Below are 20560 nucleotides of genomic sequence, written 5' to 3'. Positions count from 1 at the left end.
TAAGGTTTTGTCTGGGGGTTTAATTGCTGATGATTCAGGTCAGGGGTCAGCCGAGCTGATACTTGTGTTTGGTGGTATAATAGTCATCGTGACCTTTGCTGTGGTATGGTACCGCAACTATGTGAGGTCATCTGAGACTGCAATGAACTCTGATGTTCAGAACGTCACCAACTCAATTAAAGGGCTCAAGAACAAGTTCTAATTTTAGGGTGGTCATATGGACATGATCATTGATGGTGAGCACGTTGGGGGAGATAACCGTTTCAGTGTCAGGAATCCCTTCAACGGCGAGGAGGTTGATACTGTACCCCTTGCAGGCAGGGATAATGTTTTAAGGGCTCTTGAGGCGGCCCACCGTGCAAAGGGTGCCATGTCTGATCTTTCTGCCAGGCGCATCTCTGAGGGCCTCTATGATGTTGCTGATGAACTCAGGGAGGAGATGGATGAACTTGCCCGCCTCATAACCTTGGAGTCAGGTAAGCCCATAAGGTTCTCACGTGATGAGGTTAAAAGGTCAGTTGAAACCGCACGTCTATGTGCAGAGGAGGCGGGAAGGCTTTATGGGGAATCAATACCCATGGATGCAGGTATTGGCGGAAAGGGGCTTATTGGATTCACTTTAAGGCTTCCAATTGGTGTTGTGGCTGCAATAACCCCATTTAACTATCCGCTCAATCTTGCAATCCATAAGGTTGGACCTGCACTGGCAGCCGGGAACACCACGGTTCTAAAACCTTCACTTGAGGCACCTCTTTCTGCTCTGAGACTCTGTGAGATACTGAATGAACACTTCCCGGAGGGGGCTGTTAATGCTCTAACAGGGAGGGGCCGGGAGGTGGGTGATCTTATAATAGATAGCCCCATCGTGGATAAGATAACATTCACCGGCAGTGTGGAGGTTGGAAGATACATATCCGGCAGAGCCTCAATGAAGAAGGTAACCCTTGAACTGGGGGGCAACGACCCCCTCATTGTCATGGATGACGCTGACATTGACTCTGCAGTTGAGGCCGCGGTTAGGGGTTCCTATCTCTACTCCGGACAGGTCTGCATCGCGGTTAAGAGGATGATAGTCCATAGAGATGTGGCCGACGAATTTGCAGATAAACTTGTGGATAAGACCCGCAGATTAAGGTCAGGGGATCCACTTGATCCGAAAACTGATATAGGGCCACTTATAAATGAGGAGGCGGCCATTGAGGTTGAGAGGCGAATTGAGGATGCCATTGAGGATGGTGCCGAGCTCCTCCATGGAGGGTCAAGGAGTGGCAACTTTGTTGAGCCCACCGTCCTGGACCATGTGCGTCCTGAGATGGAGGTTGTTGCAGAGGAAACCTTCGGGCCAGTGTCACCGATTATAAGGTTTGATGATACTGATGAGGCCTTAAGGATTGCCAATGGGACATGCTATGCACTTCAGGCAGGGGTTTTCACTGAGAACATAGGAACCGCCCTGAGGATGGCGTCTGAAATCGAGGCCGGCACGGTTCTTGTGAACAAACAGTCGACCTTCAGGGTGGACCATATGCCATTCGGTGGGTTCAAGTGCAGTGGAATGGGTAAGGAGGGCGTTAAGTACGCCATAGAGGATATGACCAGGACAAAACTTGTTATTTTAAACAGTAGATGATTATAGGCCCTCCACAATTTAACATTAAGTGATTAACCGGTTGATTATTGCTATTATTAATGAAATAAGGATTATGACCGCTTTAATATCTGAAAAATTGCATTTCTTATTTCTAATTTTAATAAAAAACATTGTTGGCCAATTTTTAATATAAAGGTGAATGGTTTGTTGAATCAATTGTATTAATGATTTTAACTGAAAATGAATAGGACCATATTTTAATTTACTGTTAATTATATGGTCTGATTATAAATTTTTAAATTGACTTAACCATAATAAAATCAATATAATAATATTTTTATCAATCAATAAATTTAAAATTTACTATTTTATATATTTAAAAAAACTTTTATATTAATTACACATATACATATTTTTACAGTTATATGGAGGTGAAAAATTGAAATGTGAATATAAAGTACTGTCATTGATGCTCCTGGTTGCAATTGTAGCGGGCATCTCAGGGGCATCGGCGGCAGAAATAACACAGAATGCCGTGAACCTGACGATGCAGCAGAATGCATCTGACCCGGCACAGATAATTGTGGATGTGAACTACAGTGACGACCTTCAGGATGTTGATCCAACTATAGCTGTCGATGCAAAACTTGAACTCTTAAGCGGCAACATAACGGGCTCAGAAATAAAATGGTACTACACCGGCGATCTGAACGGCCCCTTCGCAAATTACACTGTCCCTGAGGGGGTCAACGTAGTCTGGCTCAGTTCATTCACAAATGCACCGGTACCTCAGGGAGAGGCAAAACTGTACATGGAGGATGGTAAAAACTACAGGTGGCTCTTTGTCATTGAAAACGCAAAAGGCAAGGTATTCACGGTGAGGGCAAACTCAACAGCCTTCCAGATGGGCCCCGACGGACCTGAAAATGAAACCGTGCTCAACTCAACCCAGCTCACAGTGGACCTCCAGCCACACTTCACCCTGGAAAACCTGACGGTCACACCCGTAGCCGGCAGCGCACCCCTGGATATAACCGTCACTGTTAAGATCACAAATACCGGTGTTGAAGACGACTTCACAGCAGAACTCCGAATCAACGGTGATGTGAAGGATACAGAAACTGTGAATGTCTTAACAGGTGAAACAGTCACGGTAACATTCACTTATACGCTGCCAGCAGGGCTATACAATGTTAGAGTCAATGATCTGGCACCTGTGAGTGTCACATCAACCCCCTCAGTACCTACAGCATCACCTGCTCCAGGCATCTACAGGAACAATGTAACTGTGACCCTTGCAGGTCCAGAAGGTTCAGTGATATACTACACTCTTAACGGATCAAATCCAACTGTTAACAGCACAAGATACACAGCACCAATCCTTCTCACAAAATCAGCGACACTCAAATTCATAGCCGTTGTTAACGGAGCATCCTCTGCAGTTTCATCAGCCAGTTACACTGTCATGAAACCGGTAACCCTCAGCTACTACGTCAAGGTGAAGGTCAAGAAATGGTACAGAAAATGGTACAGGTACATGGGCAAATGGAGATACAGGTGGAGGTACTACTGGACCTACAGGTACGTTAAGAGGACCAGCAGCTACTGGCAGATAACCTGATACCTTTATTTTTACATTTTTGGAAAAATGCATTAAAAGAGTTACATATACTTATTTTATGGATGAACTCATGAACTGCAGGCTATGCGAATGGAGGTGCGGGGCAAACCGTTCTGCAGGTGAGAAGGGCGTCTGCGGGGCCGCGGAGACCGAAATCGCATACACATCAATTACAGATGTTCTGAAAAGTTACTCAATAACCCTCCTCTCATGCCCCTTCCGGTGTGCCTACTGCAATGCCTACAGGATCTCACAGTACCCCCACTCAGGGTGGGTTTACAGGGGTCATGTGAAACCTGAGGATCTGGCATTGGAGGCTCTCAGGGAACTTGAATCACATGGCATATCAAATCTGAGCTTCACTGGCGGTGAACCCACAATACACACACCCTACATCGAAAGGATGCTGCATGAAATAAAGGGTGAAGGTGATGTTGATGTCATAGTGGCAACAAATGGATTCCAGACACCCGAGACTTTAAAGCGCATCATAAGGTTTACCTCACTCTTCAGTTTTGAGATAAAGGCCCTTTCAGATGAACTCCACAGAAACCTGACAGGGGCACCCGTGGCTCCTGTACTCCGGAACGCAGCCTACCTTGCAGAGAAATTTCCTGAAAAGATAAGGGTCTTCAGGACGGTCGTGATACCCGGCATAAACCACCATGAGATAAGGGAAATAGCATCATTCATTGCAGAAATAAATCCCGAGATCCCCTACCGCCTGATAGGTTTCAGACCCAACTTCCTCCTCTACTACCACAGGGGACCTGACAGAAAACTGATGGAGAAGCTGGTGGATGAGTGCAGGGCAGAGGGCCTTGAGAGGGTTGATTATTCTGGCTACTACCCCCTATCAGAATTAAAGCTTGAGGACCGTCTGAGAAAAGCAGGGTGCAGTCTCCCAAGGGACTGTGGAAGCTGCAGCAATGAAGTGTGCAGGGCGATTCTCAGGGAGCCATGGAGGGGTTAACCAGCCAGGAACTCCTCGACCAGGTTCCTTGTCTCGTTGAGGGCCTCAAGGGGTATCCCCCTTGGCATTTCCCCGGGGTTTCCTTTAACGTCCCTCAGAACACCATCGGCACCAAGGAACATACCCTCACTCACCACACCCATGAAGTTCTGGGGCGGCAAAAGGGCCACGGCCACCCCGTCCTTCTCCCTCACATCAGGGTCATTTGTGACCACCTTTATGGACCTCCCACCCACATTGACATTGCAGATCTGAAGTTTATCCGCGGAAGGGTGTCCCCCAACACTCATAACCTCACCTGCAACTATATCAACTGCAATAACAGGGTCTGATATCTTCCCAAGCATCAGCCGACCCCTGAGGTTTCCAATGGTGTTCAGGAAGAACTTCACCTTTGCTATGTTCTCCTCAACCCTCTCCCTCTCATCCCTTGAGGCCTCATCAAGGAACTTACGGCTCCAGTCCTCACCCCCCAGGGCATCAGTTATCACCTTAAGTTTTTCCTCAATGCCCATCATCTCTGGACTTGCTGCAAGGTCCTCAGGTTCAAGGTATGAGTATATGATGCTCTGAAGTGTCCTTTCAATCTCAGAGGCGGCCTGGATTGCGGGTTTCTTCTTCCACTGGCCCCTGAAACCACCTGCCTCAAGGGCCCTCCTGAAGAGGTCAACTGCCTTAACTGCAACCATGAGCCTGTAATCCTTACTGGTGTCCCACATTTCAATCACAATCCAGAATCATTTTTTAATTCCAGTAACAGCCTTTTCTTTCTGCCACTGCAGTAATCTGTTATTTCCCTATAACTATTTAAGCTATAAACAATAATATTAACCAACAGTAGGGTTATGCAGCAGCGCTACATGTTTAACTGTCCGGTGGTGGAAAAATGGTTGAATTATCCAGTCTATATGGACTTGAAATATACACGTCAAGGGGTAAGTACGTTGGAAGGGTTCAGGACGTTGTCCTCAACATCAAGAAGGGACGTGTCTCAACACTGAAGGTCCGTCCAATGAGACACGATAAGAAGAATGTGGGTATAAAGGATGTCCTCAAGACCAGCATAAGGATAGTCCCTGAATCAGATGAGATAAGACCCATACAGGAGGAGGGCATAATCGACATAAACTATGAACGTGTCCAGGCGGTTGGAGATATACTCATAATATCTCCGGATGTTTCAGTGGAGAAAAAGGTAAACCCCATTGAATCCTGATTTTTTCTGTGTGATGGTATGATCGTGGGTATAGTGGGCTGCGGCGCAATAGCCAACCTTATAACGGGTTTTGTGAGGGATGGTAAGGTACCCGTTGAACTGGGATTCTTCTATGACAGGGACCTTGAGAGGGCAGAGAACCTGGCGTCCATGGTGGACGGGACCGCGGTCCTTGATGTTGCGGATATGCTCCCCCACGTTGATCTTGTGGTGGAGGCCGCATCACCTGAGGCTGTAAGGGAACTGGTCCCCGGAATACTTGAGGCAGGCAGTGACGTCGTCGTTATGAGTGTCGGCGCCCTCATGGACCCTGAATTAAGGAGCCTGCTTGAGAGGAAGGCCTCAGAGAATAATGCCAAGATACATGTACCCTCAGGGGCCATAGTGGGCCTCGATGGCCTGAAGGCAGCATCCATGGGCAGTATAAGGTCAGTTAAACTTGTTACAAGGAAACCCCCAAGGTCTCTGGGTATCAGCATGGATGAGAAGAAGGTCCTCTACACAGGTAAGGCATCAGAGGCCGTTAAGAGGTTTCCACTCAACATAAATGTGGCAGCAGCCCTCAGTCTCGCCTGCGGACGGGATATTGATGTTGAGATAATAGCGGACCCGGCAGTTGACCGTAACGTCCATGAGGTAACCGTTAAGGGGGACTTCGGGGAGTTCAAGACTATAACAGAGAATGTCAGGTGCTCCATAAACCCCAAGACAAGTGTGATGGCCGCCTATTCCGCCATAAGACTCCTTAAATCCCTCAGTGAGAACATGCACATTGGAACATGATGTTATGATGAGGGAACATGAAATCTACTCAAACCTCAGGGTGCCACCGTCCTCCCGCATAGTACTGAGGCTTGATGGGAGGGGCTTTCACAGGCTAACAGCAAAGGCAGGGTTTAGGAGGCCCTATGATGATGTCTTCCGTGACCTCATGGTTTCAGCGTGCCTTGAGATCATGAATGAGTTCAGCCCATCACTCATATACACCTTCTCTGATGAGATCAACGTACTCCTTGACTCTGTCCCATTCTCAGGGAGGGTTGAGAAGCTTGACTCGGTCTTCCCGGCTTTTGCATCGTCATCATTCACACTTAACGCCATAAAAAGGGGTTTATCACTTTACAAACCTGTTTCATTTGACTGCAGGGTTATACCACTGGGTAGAGACATGGTCTGGAGGTACTTCAGGTCAAGGCAGGATGAGGCCTGGAGGAACTGCCTCAACAGCTATGCATACTGGACACTGAGGGATGAAATGGATAGAGATGATGCCGCGAGAACCCTTAATGGGATGAAATCGGATTCCCTCCATGAGATGCTCTTTGAGAGGGGTTTGAACATCTCAGAGGTTCCTGCCTGGCAGCGGAGGGGTATCGGGGTCTACAGGGCTCCGGTGAAGGTGAGGGGCTACAATCCCATAACTGAGAGGGAGGTCTCTGCGGTGAGGATGAGGGTGAAGGTTGACATGGAACTCCCCCTCTTTACAGAAGAATTTTTTGAAGGACTTCAGGGTTTGAAGGAACACAATGGACAAGAGAGCGCCTGATAGAATGGGTTTAATTGAAAGGATCCTTGATTTTATGGGTGTAAAACCGGTAAGGAGGGTGCTGATTGATTCCGATGTCATTGAGGAGGCCCTGGAGATCGCAAAAAGGTCACATCCCCATGAATTTGTGGCGCTCCTTGAGGGAAAACAGGAGGGTGATGCCCTTCACATCACTGGCCTTATATTCCTGCCATCAAGGACCTCTGATGAGGGGGCTGTTATGGATGTTCTGATGCTCCCCCCATTTACAGGTACGGTGGGGTCGGTGCACTCCCATCCGGGCCCCAGCAATTTACCATCAGGTGCTGATATGCAGTTCTTCTCAAAGAATGGTCTCTTCCATATGATAGTAGCACACCCCTACACTGTGGAAATGGTTGCAGCCTATACAAGGCAGGGTGTACCTGTGGGGTTTGAGATTGTTTAAAAAAGGAATGTTTTGTTTTTGGGATTGGGTCTGGCTTATAAATTATAAAAAAAGGGAGATGTTTAGGTCTAATTGTTGGTGGACTTATATTTCTATTGCAACAGCATCGTCCACGTTCTCAAGTTTCTTTACCTCATCTATGACTTCAGCCGGGACACTCTGGTCAACCTTGAGGACCATGACGGCCTCGCCACCGATCTCCTTCCTTCCAACCTGCATGGTGGCTATGTTTATCTGGTGCTCGCCCAGCTTGGTTCCGATGGCACCTATGGTACCTGGGAGGTCCCTGTAGCGTGCTATTATCATTGTACCCTCTGGCTTCACATCCACCCTGTATCCGTTGATACCGATTATTGTGGGCTCCTTGATATGGGTGGCCTCCACGCTGAACTCGCCCCTGTCAGAAACAGCCTTTACCATTATTATGGACCTGTAGCCACCAGCCTCTGACCTCTTGGCCTCTGTAACCACGATACCTCTCTTCTTTGCAATTGCCGGCGCATTTATTAGGTTCACGGGTTCTGTGAGTATGGGGTTGAGGATGGCCTGCAGCATGGTCCTTGTGAGTATATCGAACTGCATATCTGCAAGTTCACCGCAGTAGGTGACGTCCAGTTTCTCTATGTTACCTGGGAGGGCCTGTGTGATGATGCTTCCCAGTTTCTCTGCGATCTCGGTGTAGGGTCTGAGGGACTTGTAGGTTTCCTGGTCCAGCACTGGCATGTTAAGGACGTTCCTGGGTGAAGCCCCCTGGAAAACTGTTTTTATCTCATTTGCAACTATTATTGCAGCGTCCCTCTGGGCCTCAGCTGTTGAGGCGCCTATATGTGGTGTGAGGACAACGTTCTCAAGTTCAAGTAGCGGACTGCCCTCCGGGGGCTCCTCCTCGAATACATCAAGGGCCGCCCCTGCTATTTCACCATCCCTGAGGGCCCTGTAGAGGGCTTCCTCGTCGATTATACCTCCACGGGCACAGTTAACTATGAATGCGGTTTCCTTCATCAGTTTGAATTCATCCTCTGAGATGAGGTGCCTTGTCTCTGGGGTGAGGGGTACGTGTATGGTCACAATGTCGGATTCCCTCAGGAGTGTTTCAAGGTCTGTGACGGTTACACCCATTTCCTCGGCGGCCTCCCTGCTTATGTAGGGGTCATATACCAGTATGTCCATTCCGAAGGCCTTTGTCCTCACAACAACCTGTGAACCTATACGGCCCATACCTATTATACCGAGGGTTTTGCCGTTTAGCTCTATACCCATGAACCTGTTCTTCTCCCATTTACCCTCCTTGACGGATTTATCTGCAAGGGAGATCTTCCTTGCGAGGGCCAGCATGAGGCCTATTGAATGTTCGGCAACTGTTATGGATGTTGACTCCGGGGCGTTTATGACCATTATACCCCTCTCTGTGGCGGCCTTAACATCCACGTTGTCAACGCCCACACCCGCCCTTGCGATTATCTTGAGGTGGGGGGCTGCCTCTATGACTTCCCTTGTGACCTTGGTCCGGCTCCTGACAACTATGGCATCGAAGTCCTTTATGGCCTCAAGGAGCTCCTCGGGTGTTATGGTTGTGTTAACCACAACCTCCGCCACCTCTTCAAGTTCAGATATTCCCTTTTCATTGATGGAATCAGCAATAAGCACTTTCATATCTGGCATAATTTCACCACACTTATCACAATGAAGATCTTATAGAATGATAGAGGAATCTATAGAGGTAGGGTATATTATAATTATTGGTGTCATGGAGGAAGATGTGATGTTCACTGGTTCAGTTACTGTTGATGGAGTTGAGCTTCCGGAGGCATTCCTGGGAAGCGCACCGTTCACCGCAGCACCCTACTTTGGGCACCGCTCAAGGCTGTATGAGATGGACCTCAAAAGGAGGCCTGAAAACATTGCGGAGGTGCTCATGGGGGCATATGATGTGGGTGTGAGGGGATTCCAGGTCATCCCTGAGGGCTCTGTGCTTGAAGCACTTGAAATGGCAGTTGATGCCGGGTGCCGTTTCATACTAATGGGTACACTTCGGGAGGGGCGGCTTGAGGAGGACCTCAGGACACTCATGGATCTTGGTGCCTGCGCTGTTCTCCTTGATGAGCACTACACGGATCTTCTACCAGCCGGTGAGGTGGCTGAGATCCTTGATGATATTGAGGTCATATCCGGCCTCATAACCACAATGCCAGGGGCCACCACCCGGCGGCTCATTGATGAGGGGGTTGATAACTTCCAGCTTTACATGATACCCCTCAACAGGCTGGGTTATATGATGGATTTCCCGGTTTTCCTTGAGGATGAACGGGCAAAACTCAGGGATCTGCTCCTTGAACTTGGAAAGGTTGTTGTCGCCGAGAAGGTACTTGCAGCGGGGATACTCTCACCAGGGGAGGCCTTTAAATTCCTTGAGGGTGCTGACTACGTTGACATGGTCACTGTGGGCGCGGCATCTGTTCCTGAAGTGAAGGAGACATTCGGGGAACTCTTCAGGTTATGATATTGCCAGCATGATCTCCCACCACCCTATCATTATATTTAATATTTTCTATAGGAATGAAATCGTAAAATAGAAGTTAATGTTTTAACATTAACATGTTGGAGGACACCTTCCATTGTTCATGAATGGACTCCCATCCGCTCAGTGTATATGGGGTGTGGTTATGGATACTGCGACAAAGGTGCTTGTTGTAATCTGTTTTATTCTCATAGGGGCCCTTGGCTTTATCTCAGGGATGTTCCTCAAGTCACCCCACGGCGGGAATCAGTACTACAATGTGACCATCACCGGCGATACAGAAGGTGGTGGGTCTTCAGGTCCCAGCTGGCACAGGGTCATGACATTCACAGGCTCTGAATCGGATTACCGCTATGTTAACATCAGGGGCAACAGGCTACGCGTTGTTTTTTCAGCGACTCCTCTGGTGAATTACGATGTGAACAGCATCACCGTGGATGTCCTCAGGGACGGATACACTGTGGCCACTGACACCGTGGACTGGGGACCCACAGAGTCACCTGCAAGAAAGAAGAGAACCCTTGAGGTTGAGGGGAGCCCTGGAGAATACTGCATCGCGGTTTATGCAAACGAAATCAGGGACTGGAAGGTCACGGTGTGGGATTACTACTGAAAGCTGATAATGGACAGGGTTCAGCTACAGGTCTTCCTTTCCGCTATCACCTTCAGGAACTCCCTGCTGCTCTCCATCTCACCTATCTCCCAGCTCTTGATCACAGGCACACCCTCGAGGTTCTCACTTATACGGGGGTTATCAATGATAAAAACAGATTCTGAACCACTTACAAGTGACAGGTCCCTCAGAGGCACAGCCATCCTCCGGAGGGTCCTTGAATCCCTCCCCTTCTCAAGGTCAGTTATGACGGTACTCTCAAATTTCAGTTCCTTTGCAACGGCATCAAAGGGGGTCCTCTGGGTCTCGATCATCCCGAAGCCAATATCACCCAGCCTTCCCTTTGGTCTTATTTCAACTTCATCCCTCTCAGGGACACTCAAGATGTCAATTGAGAGTGTTATCCTTATGTTGAGTATCTCCTCGAGTTTCATGGCTGTTTCAGGCGAGGCCCTTGCAAGCCCATTCTCATACTTGTAGATGGTCTTGCGGGATACATGGGCCAGGTCAGCAAGGTCCTTTAGTGAGAGGTTATATTCCTCACGGACCTCCCTCAGGGTTCTCCCGTCTATCTGCACATAGTAACCGCCACGGTCAGCTATAACCTCAGGGTACTCTCCATCAACCACCATGGTCCTGAAGGTCTCAGGGGCAACGACGGGGATACCGTGCCTTTCATAGACAACATCCTCCTCAAGGTACTCTGTCTTTGACCTTATACCGATGAGGAGTGGTGATGCCAGGAACGTGTGTGCAAGGGTTTTTATCTCATGGGCCTGCAAACTATTTATACCATCAATGTTCACAAGGACCTTAAGTAGAAGTAGAAGGAGCTTTCTCCTGGCCATGAGGTCAAAGCAGCTCCTTTCATATATGTGGGATGTTTCAAATCCGTTGCTGGTAAGAAGTTCATGTATCTCCCTTAATACATCTTCCCTTTTAACAGATTTATCCAACTGGATCACCGGGTGATTTAATGTACAGAATTCATGTGGGTATAGATGATACCGATTCCCCCGATGGGATGTGCACAACCTATATATCATGCTTTATAATCCATGAACTTAAAAGTTGCGGTTTCACCACTGAGGGTTACCCGCGGCTCATAAGACTTAACCCCTTTGCACCCCACAAGACCCGGGGTAACGGTGCAGTGGCATTCACCGTGAGGGCCGAATCAGAGGATGAAATTGATGATATCAGGGATATCGTCATTCGCAGTGTTGAGGGGCTCGCGGAGCTTGATAATGAGGGGACAAACCCCGGGGTTGTCTTCTATACCGGTGAGATCACATATTCCATGAGGGAATTCGCCGTATCAGCCATAAGGAGAATACTCAAAATTGAAGATGCCATGAGGGTTGCAGAGGAGGTGGGGGCAGAGGTTCATGGATTCAAAAGGGGGAGGGGGATCATAGGGGCCCTTGCAGCCATCGGTTGTCCCCTTGAGGACAGGACATATGAACTTCTCACCTACAGGGTCCCTGAAAACTACGGAAAACCCCGCCAGATAGACATAGAATCTGTGAGGATCATGGACATTGAAACAGGCAGTGAGACCTTTGATAACATTGATGGTGACTACATTGCAATAGAGCCACATACACCCTGCCCAATACTCTATGGTATACGCGGCGAATCCCCTGAGGTCCTCCTGAGGGCCATGGAGATGGTTCGTGTCTCTGAGGAGATAGAGAGGTTCTGCATCTTCGAGACAAACCAGCACACAGACCAGCACATCCAGGATGCAGACAGCATAGCTGAGATGGAAAAATTCGGCTGCTACCGCATCAGCGGTGAGGTGCTTGACAGGCCAAGGGTGATTGAGGGGGGCCACGTATTCTTCACCCTTGGCGACGACTCCGGTGAAATCGAATGCGGTGCCTATGAACCAACAAAGGACTTCAGGAAGGTCATCCTTGAACTCATACCAGGGGACAGGGTCACCGTTTATGGGGGTATCGGGGCCCAGGGGACACTGAACATTGAAAAGATACACCTTGAGAGGGCTGCTGAGCTCTATGTGGAGGAAAACCCCCTCTGCACCTGTGGAAGGCGCATGAAATCCGCAGGCAGAAATAAGGGGTTCAAGTGTCCCTCATGTGGGCGGAGGGTAAGAAATTCCAGAAAGGTTAAAAGGGTACTTGAGAGGCCACTGAGGGAGGGCTACTATGAGGTCCCCACCTGCGCCAGAAGACACCTCTCAAAGCAGCTTGTGAGGATGGGAATCTCTGGCGGCTCTTACCCATCTGGTCGGTTTAAGAATGGGGATTGATGGATGTCTTTAGCCATCTGGTGAGGTAGGGCATGGAAATTTCTGGCGGCTGTTATTCCTCTGAATTAATAAAAAATGGGAACCTTTATAACAATCACTGTTATATTTAAAGGCAACATAGTAGCATCAATGATGACAGGAAGGCTTGCAGAATTTGTATCATCACTCTCATACAGGGACCTCCCTCCTGAGATCATTGAAAGGGCAAATATATGCGTCCTGGACTTTCTGGGCGTCTCACTCAGGGGTTCAGGGGAGAGGAGCGGCCTTGTGGCACTCAGGGCACTGGGCACCGGCGAGGGAAATTCGACGGTCATAGGCCATGGAAGGGGTTCTGATGAAAGGGCTGCCCTCCTCAATGGCATATTTGCCCATAACCTTGACCTTGATGACGGCCACAGGGGGGCCCAGCTGCATCCAGGGGCATGCGTGATCCCCGCGGCCCTCGCAGCTGCAGAGGCCCTGGATGCAGAGTTCAGGGAGTTCATAGCAGGGATTGTGGCAGGTTATGAGGTGGCCATCTTCATGGGCCTCCTCGCAAACCCGGGCCACAGGAAGAGGGGCTTCCACACCACAGGTACCTGTGGCACATTCGGGGCCGCCGCAGCCGCAGCCAGCTTAATGGGCCTTGACTGTGAGGAGACAGTCAATGCACTGGGACTTGCAGGGACCCAGGCAGCAGGACTCCTTGAATCAGACCATGCCGGGTCAATGGGCAAGCACCTGCACGCCGGGAGGGCGGCCCAGTCAGGACTCATATCTGCAAAGCTTGCACTGGAGGGTTTCACAGGGGCAGAGTCCATAATTGAGGGAAAGGAGGGGTTCCTCAATGCAATGTGCCAGCCCCCGTCAGAGGTACCTGAAACTGGCGTCTTCCACATAGGAGACGTTTACCTCAAGAGGTACCCTGTCTGCAGGCACCTTCACTCCACCCTTGACTGCGCCCTTGAAATATTTGGGATGACTGGATTTCAGGCATCAGATATAGATGAGGTCCTCGTGGAGACCTATGAGATTGCAGCAGAACACGACAGCTATTCCCCGAAAACTGTTGAGGCGGTGAGGCAGAGCCTGCCTGTTTCACTGGCTATAATCCTCGAGAAAGGGGATCTCAGGGTTGAGGACCTTGATATGGTCCCTGATGTCAGGGAGACTGCATCAAAGATCAGAATAATGGTGGATCCAGAGATGCAGGGTATGAAGAACAGGAGACCGGCACGTGTCACAGTGAGGCTAAGGGACGGCAGTGTCCACACAGCCTTCAGAGAACTCCCATCAGGGGAACCAGAGGACCCCTACACCTGGGAGGACATCCTTGAGAAGTTCAAACTCCTGAACCCTGGTTACAGGACAGATAAACTGGATATCCTGAGGGGGGCATGGTCAGAGAGTATCTCAGAGATAATCTCTCAGGTCCTTGACTGATACATTGGGCGGAGCTCCTGCTTGATACTGGCTTGATTGAGATATGCTCAGAACACTCCTCTGGGCTACTGATTAAAGGGTATAATTAAAACTGGAGGTGAAAAGTTTGGAAAAAACCCGTAGATACCTTGATAGAATCGGAATAGGAGTCCCCGAAGGTGAATCAGAGAAGAGATTCAGTGATGGCGGACAGTACCGCTTTGAGGTCCCAGGGATACAGAGGCCCGGGGCCATGAGGGCCCTCCTGGATGCCATGGAAGAACATGACGTCAGGGTCCACAGGGTAACCCAGACAAAGGGTATAATGCTCCTCACCGACGGTGAAATTGAGGAGATGGCTGAACTGGCCCGTGAAGCCGGCATCGAACTCTTCCTGAGTGTGGGTCCCAGGGCAACCTATGATACAAGTGCATCTGCAAGGACCCCGGAGGGTTCAAGGATAGGTTACAGGCTCAGGGGATACGACAACCTGGTCTATGCGGTTGAGGATGTGCGGAGGGCTGCTGAACTCGGTGTAAGGGGCATAGTGGTCTACGATGAGGGACTCCTCTGGGTTCTCGGGAGGATGCGAGGCGACGGTGAACTGCCAGCTGACCTCCACTTCAAGGTCTCAGCCCACTGCGGGCACGGCAACCCTGCATCAGCACGGCTCCTTCAGGATATGGGCGCCGATTCCCTCAACCCTGTGAGGGACCTCCAGATACCCATGCTTGCAGCAATAAGGGAGGCCATTGACATTTCAATCGATGTCCACACAGAGAACCCCAAGTCATCCGGTGGATTCATAAGACACTACGAGGTCCCTGATATCATAAGGTACGCATCCCCGGTTTACCTCAAAACAGGGGGATCCGTTGCGGGACACCATGGATGGGATACCACAGAGTCACAGGCCCGTGAGAGGATAAGGCAGGTTGTGCTTGTGAGGGACATGATAGAGCGTTACTACCCTGAAGCCGTGTTCTCATCCGGGAAGGACCTCGCGGTACCTGTGGGGGGAATGTAGATTGGATATAGCGGCACGGGTGAGGGATGCCCTTGTAAGGGCGGGTACAACCACATCACCGGATGTTATGCGGGCATATAAGCGGGCCCTTGAGAGGGAAGAGGATGAAAAGGCAGCATGGATCCTTGAACTTCTAATTAAAAACGCCAGGATAGCCGAAGAAAGCGGCAGACCCCTCTGTGATGACACAGGAATACCCCACGTCATCGTTGAGGTGGGTGAAGATGCCTTCCTCCATGGTGGCTTCTTCAACCTCATAAGGAGGGGGATTGCTGAGGGCCTCCTTAAACTTCCAGGAAGACCCATGGCTGTGCGGGGCGATGAGATTGAGAGGATAGAGCAGAGCCGGGGCCTCTACAGTGACCCGTCAAAACTTCCCCCAGCACCCTTCCTTGTTGACTCAGTCCCGGGAGACGAGGTCAGAATCCATGTTCTCCTCCTTGGGGGCGGCCCCGAGATAAGGGCAAGGACCAGAAGGGTTTTTCACAGACACAGCTATAGAAAAGTATTTGAGGAAGTTCTGACATGGATGAAAACAGAGGTCCCTTTACTTGGATGCACCCCGTGCATACCTGTTATAGGTATTGGGAGAACTCATTTTGAGGCCACGAGCCTTATGCTCAGGGCAATGGCCACTGGAAGCCTTGATGAGCAGTCTGAAATTGAGGATTACATTACAGAATCCCTTAACAGTACCGGAACAGGGCCCCTGGGTCTTGGGGGATCCACAACAGCCCTTGGTTCCCTGGTGAATGTGGGGCCTCAGAGGGCCAGCGGCGTCAGAATAGTCTCAATGAGGCTGGCATGCTGTGTGGAGCCGAGAAGGGCGACAATAAAACTGTAGATCTCTGAGGTGAATGAATGGCTATAGGAAAGGATTCACTTGAAAATGTATTCAGGATGGGTTCCCCGAAGTGGAGGACTTCCATTACTAGGGTTGAGCCTAATCGGATTGTTACCAGGGGTTATTCTCAGGAGGATTTGATTGGTGGTGTTTCTTTTTCTGAGATGGTTTACCTGTTGATTCGGGGTGAGCTTCCGCCTGGTAATGTTGCGAGGATGCTGGAGGCTGTCCTTGTGTCTTTCTGTGATCATGGGGTGACTCCGCCCAGTACGCAGGCTGCCCGTATGATTGCCTCTGCTGGTTCTCCGGTGCATGCCTGTATTGCCGGTGGTCTTCTGGCCTTTGGTAAGAATCATGCAGGGGCCATCGAGAGGTCCATGAAGCTTTTCCAGGAGACTGTTTCAGGGTGTGAGTCTGAGGATGAGATTCCTGAGGCTGCTGTGAGGCTGGTGGATGATCATCTGCGGAGGAACAGGAAGGTCCCGGGTTTCGGGCACAGGTATCATAATGCGGATCCCCGTGCTGTGCGGCTCCTGGACCTTGCAGAGGAGTACGACTGTGTCGGCCCCCACACGAGGCTTGCGGTTGAGGTTCAGAACGTACTCCTTGAGCGTAAGGGTGTCAGGATGAACGTTGATGGTGCCAACGCCGGAATACTCTCAGATATGGGTTTTGACTGGCGCACAGGTGCAGGGGTGTTCATGATAGGACGGCTCCCAGGACTCATATCCCACGTATACGAGGAAAAGGTGCGTGAACCGGCCTTCAGAAAATTCTTCGACATCGAAGAAATACACTACGACGGCGAGGAGGAGAAGAACCTCTCTGCCGGCGCAGACCTTGAACCAATGCCTGAATAGAAGAAACCTTCAGGCAGCATAAAATCATTTTATAGCAAATAATAAACATTAAAATTCCCTTAAATTCATTTAAATCTCATAATATGATTCACTGAACCAAGGGAGGGATTCAAAAGGCTTTGTTCACCGAATAGGTTTAGTTGAGTATCATAAACTCTGGAATAAAATAGTAAAAGATAAATATACCCCAAAATAGACCTTTGCATTAATAGGGTGATTTACATGACAACCATATCGGAAGCTATCACTACCATAAAGAAGGCTGAAAATGACGCTGACAGGTTAATTCAGGAGGCCAGAGAAAAATCATCCCAGCTAATCGATGACGCCAGAACCAGGTCCAGTGAACTCCTTGAAAAGGCTGAAAGGGAGGCCAGTGAGAAGGGCGATGAGCTCATAATGGAGGCAGAGGAAAGGGCCAGAAAGGAAGCCATCAGCATTTCAGGGAAGGCAAAGCGTGAAGTGGAGACAATGAAATCAGCGGCAATGGGCAGGGTCCCTGAGGCCGCCAGCATTATCGTGAAAAGTATCTTGTAGTGTGAGTAACATGTTTCTACCGGCAAGGATGCGAAAACTCAAGATCATAACCCTGGACCAGTACTCGGATTCAGTGGTTCGGTCCTTGCATGAGGAGGGAATAACCCAGATCGATGACATCTCCGAGCGCATCCAGCAGGATGCAGAGTGGCGCCAGATCCTTAAACCATCGAGGGCAACACCATACACAGGAAGGGTGTCATCCCTCCTCATGAAGACAAGCGGTATCCTGGACTTCCTTGGCTCAGTGGCAGCCCAGGAGAAGGGCATCAAGGATACCCTGAAGGAGTTCATCAACCCCCCTGTCTTTGATAAGCGGGAGGTTGAGGAACTGGACACAGAATCACTCCTGGAAAGGGCCGAGGAACTCCTGGGAAAGGTCGAATCAGAGACCAGGGTTATGGAGGAAAAATTGAATGAGCTTGATTCAGAAAAAGCAAGCCTTGAATCAAGCCTGACAGTTGCAGAGAAACTGAAAGAATTTGATATTGATTTTGCCGATCTCCATGCTTCAAAGTACATAACTGGAATCGCCGGGAGAATACCCTCTGAAAACCTGGATGAAATCCGGGAAAAACTCTCAGAGATCACAGATGAACTGATACTCTTCGATGCAGAGGGGGAAACCAAGGCAGAGCGCATTTTAATAATAATAACCCTAAGGAAACATGGGGACAGTGTGGCCTCACTCCTCAGGAGAATGGAATTTGAGAGGTTCGAGATCAGCGAACTCAGCGGAAGACCATCAGAAGTCATATCCTCCTCAGAGACACGCATTGCGGAAATTGAGGGGGAAAGAAATGAGATCATCTCAAAGCTGAGGGAGATAAACAGTGAATGGGAGGACGAACTCCTTGTCCTCAAGGAACAGCTTGAAATCGAGAAGGAGCGAAACGAGGTTTTCTCACTCTTCGGCGAAACCGAGAAGACAGTGATGCTGGAGGCATGGGTGCCCCTCAAGGAGGCAGATAGGGCCATCCAGGTTGTTGAGGAGTCATCCGAGGGTCACTGCGTCACCGAACTCGAGGAACCAAACCCCGAGGAGGTTCCGGTGCTTCTGGACAACCCCAGATTCGCCAAACCCTATGAGAACTTCGTGGAGATGTACTCACCACTGAAGTACAACGAGATCGACCCGACGATCTTCATGGCCTTCGTGTTCCCATTCTTCTTCGGGTTCTGTCTCACAGATGCAGGGTACGGTATACTGGATGCACTCATAGGACTCATACTCTACCGGGGCCTTGGTAAGGTCAACGGGTTCATGAGGGACTTCGGTATAATCATGATGTCCTGCGGGGTATGGGCCTTCATCCTCGGGATGGTCACCAATGGATTCATAGGGGACTTCTTCCCACGGTTCCTGAACATTCAGCTGCCAACGGTCATACCGGCCATAGATGCATTTGTGAACCCCCAGAACATACTCATAATGGCACTCACGGTTGGTGTGCTGCACATCAACTTCGGTTTAATCCTGGGGGCAAGGAACAACATAAGGCTCGGGAACATGAGGGAGGCCCTCGGGTCACAGATAGTCTGGCTGATACTTGAACTGGGTATCATCCTCTACATCTTCGGAGGAATGTTCCTGGGGGCGCCATTGATAATCCTGGCAGCTGCAATGCTGCTCTACTACAATGGCCTCTTTGGACTCATGGATGTATCAGGGTTCCTGGGTACACTCCTATCATATGCCAGGCTCCTGGCCCTCTGTCTATCAACAGGGGGTATAGCGATGACCGTTAACATCCTCACAGGACTGAGCTATGAGATGATACCGGTCATTGGAGTCGTTCTGGCCCCGATAATATTCGTGTTCGGGCACCTTGCCAACAACGCCTTCCAGAGCCTTGGTGCCTTCATAAACTCACTTCGTCTGCATTATGTGGAATTCTTTGCCCAGTTCTATCTGGGTGGAAAAAACAAATTCAACGCATTTCGTGCTGAAAGAAACTTCACTAAGATAAGGAGGTAAATAGAATGGTTGAAATAGCATTAGGTACTGCTTTAGCAGCAATAGGTGCTGGAGTTGCAGTAGGATTCGCAGGTCTTGGATCAGGATTAGGTCAGGGTATAGCAGCCGCAGGAAGTGTGGGTGCAGTTGCAGAGGACTCCGACATGTTTGCGAGGGGTATTATATTCTCAGCCCTGCCAGAGACACAGGCCATCTACGGGTTCCTGATCGCCATACTTCTCCTGGTGTTCTCAGGACTCCTTGGAGGAGGAAAGGGCCTGGATGTAACAGCCGGACTTGTGGCTGTGGGTGCAGGTGCAGCCATAGGATTCGCAGGTCTCGGTTCAGGTATGGGTCAGGGTATAACATCAGCATCATCAGTGGGTGCAGTTGTTGAGGACCCTGACATGTTTGCGAGGGGTATTATATTCTCAGCCCTTTCAGAAACACAGGCTATTTACGGGTTCCTGATTGCCATACTCCTCATGGTCTTCGGCGGAATACTAGGAGGCTAATTAGATGAGCTCCGGAGCCGAAAAAATTGTCTCCAGTATAATGTCAGAGGCTCAGGCAAAGGCAGACGCCATCATTCAGGAAGCTGAAAAGGAAGCCGCCGGTATACTAGAGGAAGGTGAAAAAAGGGCCAGAATGGCCAGCGAACGCATCCTGGAATCAGCCAGGAAACAGGCCGATATGAGGTACCAGCAGATAATCTCAGAGGCCAAGATGAACGCAAGGCGTGCAGAGCTGGAGGCAAGGGAAGAGGTAATACAGGAGGCCTTCAGGAAGGCCGAGGAGGAACTTGAAAAGCTGGCATCCGCATCCTCAGATGAATACGTCAGCGCCCTTAAGGCAATGATAAAGGAGGCCGCGGTTGAGATAGGAGGGGGAGAACTCACCGTCAGCATGAAGGAGGGTGACGGCTCCCTTGACCTTGGCCTTGATAAAATCGCAGCTGAAGTGGAAGCCGAAACAGGCAAAAAAACAACCCTGGAGGTTGGAGACAGTATCAGGACCATTGGAGGAGCAGTGGTAAGGACAAAGGATGGACTGGTTGAGGTTAACAATACAGTAGAGGCCAGGATGTCCCGCTTCAGAAAGGCTCTGCGTTCAGAGGTGGCCAGGGTTCTTTTCCAATGAAAGGGGAGATA

22 protein-coding genes are annotated in these 20560 nt (G+C 49.8%); 19 read left to right on the top strand and 3 right to left on the bottom strand.

The window, feature by feature from the left end; genetic code table 11:
• Window positions 1-7: 7 nt before the first annotated feature.
• From QFX39_RS01875 to QFX39_RS01860, 4 genes are all read left to right on the top strand, one after another.
• Window positions 8-202 (top strand): class III signal peptide-containing protein, encoded by a 195-nt coding sequence (locus tag QFX39_RS01875; RefSeq protein ID WP_160323037.1) that lies wholly within the window; start codon window positions 8-10, stop codon window positions 200-202.
• A gap of 15 nt (window positions 203-217) precedes the next feature.
• Entirely contained in the window at window positions 218-1630 is a 1413-nt protein-coding gene (locus tag QFX39_RS01870; RefSeq protein WP_300476896.1) for a lactaldehyde dehydrogenase, read from the top strand.
• Window positions 1631-2030: 400 nt separating this feature from the next.
• The gene (locus QFX39_RS01865; protein ID WP_300476894.1) at window positions 2031-3212 is read left to right on the top strand and encodes a chitobiase/beta-hexosaminidase C-terminal domain-containing protein; all 1182 of its coding nucleotides are present in this window, start codon (window positions 2031-2033) and stop codon (window positions 3210-3212) included.
• 58 nt (window positions 3213-3270) lie between these two features.
• Window positions 3271-4185, top strand: coding sequence for a radical SAM protein (locus tag QFX39_RS01860; RefSeq protein ID WP_300476891.1), 915 nt, complete (start codon window positions 3271-3273; stop codon window positions 4183-4185).
• Here QFX39_RS01860 and QFX39_RS01855 read toward each other — a convergent pair.
• Window positions 4182-4904 carry a tRNA-binding protein gene (locus QFX39_RS01855; RefSeq protein ID WP_300477158.1) on the bottom strand — a complete coding sequence of 241 codons (723 nt, stop codon included), beginning with the start codon at window positions 4902-4904 and terminating at the stop codon, window positions 4182-4184. The two genes, QFX39_RS01860 and QFX39_RS01855, sit on opposite strands and share 4 nt — an antisense overlap.
• Before the next feature lie 167 nt (window positions 4905-5071).
• Here QFX39_RS01855 and QFX39_RS01850 point away from each other — a divergent pair, with 167 nt between their 5' ends.
• From QFX39_RS01850 to QFX39_RS01835, 4 genes are read left to right on the top strand one after another with little or no spacing between them, the layout of a single operon-like run.
• Entirely contained in the window at window positions 5072-5401 is a 330-nt protein-coding gene (locus QFX39_RS01850) for a PRC-barrel domain-containing protein (protein ID WP_147671630.1), read from the top strand.
• A gap of 18 nt (window positions 5402-5419) precedes the next feature.
• Entirely contained in the window at window positions 5420-6184 is a 765-nt protein-coding gene (locus QFX39_RS01845; RefSeq protein WP_300476888.1) for an aspartate dehydrogenase, read from the top strand.
• Window positions 6185-6191: 7 nt separating this feature from the next.
• The gene (locus tag QFX39_RS01840) at window positions 6192-6947 is read left to right on the top strand and encodes a tRNA(His) guanylyltransferase Thg1 family protein (protein WP_300476885.1); all 756 of its coding nucleotides are present in this window, start codon (window positions 6192-6194) and stop codon (window positions 6945-6947) included.
• Window positions 6928-7374 (top strand): Mov34/MPN/PAD-1 family protein, encoded by a 447-nt coding sequence (locus QFX39_RS01835; RefSeq protein ID WP_300476881.1) that lies wholly within the window; start codon window positions 6928-6930, stop codon window positions 7372-7374. Before QFX39_RS01840 ends, QFX39_RS01835 begins: the two co-directional genes overlap by 20 nt.
• 84 nt (window positions 7375-7458) lie before the next feature.
• Here the strand turns inward: QFX39_RS01835 and serA are convergent, their stop codons facing one another.
• Entirely contained in the window at window positions 7459-9027 is a 1569-nt protein-coding gene (gene serA, locus QFX39_RS01830) for a phosphoglycerate dehydrogenase (RefSeq protein ID WP_300477156.1), read from the bottom strand.
• A 46-nt stretch (window positions 9028-9073) separates the two neighbouring features.
• Between serA and QFX39_RS01825 the strand changes: the two genes are divergently transcribed.
• Window positions 9074-9874 (top strand): hypothetical protein, encoded by an 801-nt coding sequence (locus tag QFX39_RS01825; RefSeq protein ID WP_300476879.1) that lies wholly within the window; start codon window positions 9074-9076, stop codon window positions 9872-9874.
• A gap of 163 nt (window positions 9875-10037) precedes the next feature.
• Complete coding sequence (locus tag QFX39_RS01820) at window positions 10038-10505, top strand: hypothetical protein (RefSeq protein WP_300476877.1); 468 nt, start codon at window positions 10038-10040, stop codon at window positions 10503-10505.
• A 20-nt stretch (window positions 10506-10525) separates the two neighbouring features.
• Here QFX39_RS01820 and QFX39_RS01815 read toward each other — a convergent pair whose 3' ends face one another.
• Entirely contained in the window at window positions 10526-11461 is a 936-nt protein-coding gene (locus tag QFX39_RS01815) for a transcriptional regulator (protein ID WP_300476874.1), read from the bottom strand.
• A 20-nt stretch (window positions 11462-11481) separates the two neighbouring features.
• On the opposite strand from QFX39_RS01815, the gene QFX39_RS01810 reads away from it, so the two are divergent.
• The 9 genes from QFX39_RS01810 (at window position 11482) to QFX39_RS01770 (ending at window position 20549) form a co-directional block, all read left to right on the top strand.
• Complete coding sequence (locus QFX39_RS01810) at window positions 11482-12780, top strand: tRNA(Ile)(2)-agmatinylcytidine synthase (RefSeq protein WP_300476872.1); 1299 nt, start codon at window positions 11482-11484, stop codon at window positions 12778-12780.
• Window positions 12781-12855: 75 nt separating this feature from the next.
• Window positions 12856-14205, top strand: coding sequence for an MmgE/PrpD family protein (locus tag QFX39_RS01805; RefSeq protein WP_300476870.1), 1350 nt, complete (start codon window positions 12856-12858; stop codon window positions 14203-14205).
• 106 nt (window positions 14206-14311) lie between these two features.
• The gene (locus QFX39_RS01800; protein WP_300476868.1) at window positions 14312-15211 is read left to right on the top strand and encodes a peptidase; all 900 of its coding nucleotides are present in this window, start codon (window positions 14312-14314) and stop codon (window positions 15209-15211) included.
• A gap of 1 nt (window position 15212) precedes the next feature.
• Window positions 15213-16055, top strand: coding sequence for a fumarate hydratase (locus tag QFX39_RS01795; protein WP_300476865.1), 843 nt, complete (start codon window positions 15213-15215; stop codon window positions 16053-16055).
• Between the two features lie 17 nt (window positions 16056-16072).
• Window positions 16073-16915, top strand: a complete 843-nt coding sequence (locus QFX39_RS01790) for a citryl-CoA lyase (protein WP_300476862.1) — start codon at window positions 16073-16075, stop codon at window positions 16913-16915.
• 222 nt (window positions 16916-17137) lie between these two features.
• On the top strand, window positions 17138-17452 hold the full coding sequence (gene ahaH, locus QFX39_RS01785) for an ATP synthase archaeal subunit H (RefSeq protein ID WP_237780012.1): 315 nt from the start codon (window positions 17138-17140) through the stop codon (window positions 17450-17452).
• A gap of 10 nt (window positions 17453-17462) precedes the next feature.
• Entirely contained in the window at window positions 17463-19430 is a 1968-nt protein-coding gene (locus tag QFX39_RS01780; RefSeq protein WP_300476856.1) for a V-type ATP synthase subunit I, read from the top strand.
• 5 nt (window positions 19431-19435) lie between these two features.
• Window positions 19436-19924: an ATP synthase subunit K gene (locus QFX39_RS01775; protein WP_013296144.1), complete on the top strand. Its 489-nt coding sequence runs from the start codon at window positions 19436-19438 to the stop codon at window positions 19922-19924.
• A gap of 4 nt (window positions 19925-19928) precedes the next feature.
• On the top strand, window positions 19929-20549 hold the full coding sequence (locus tag QFX39_RS01770; RefSeq protein WP_300476849.1) for a V-type proton ATPase subunit E: 621 nt from the start codon (window positions 19929-19931) through the stop codon (window positions 20547-20549).
• The last annotated feature ends 11 nt before the right edge of the window (window positions 20550-20560 follow it).

The organism is Methanothermobacter sp., assembly GCF_030055425.1.
Taxonomy (GTDB): Archaea; Methanobacteriota; Methanobacteria; order Methanobacteriales; family Methanothermobacteraceae; genus Methanothermobacter.
This window is presented reverse-complemented; position numbering and strand designations above follow the sequence as displayed.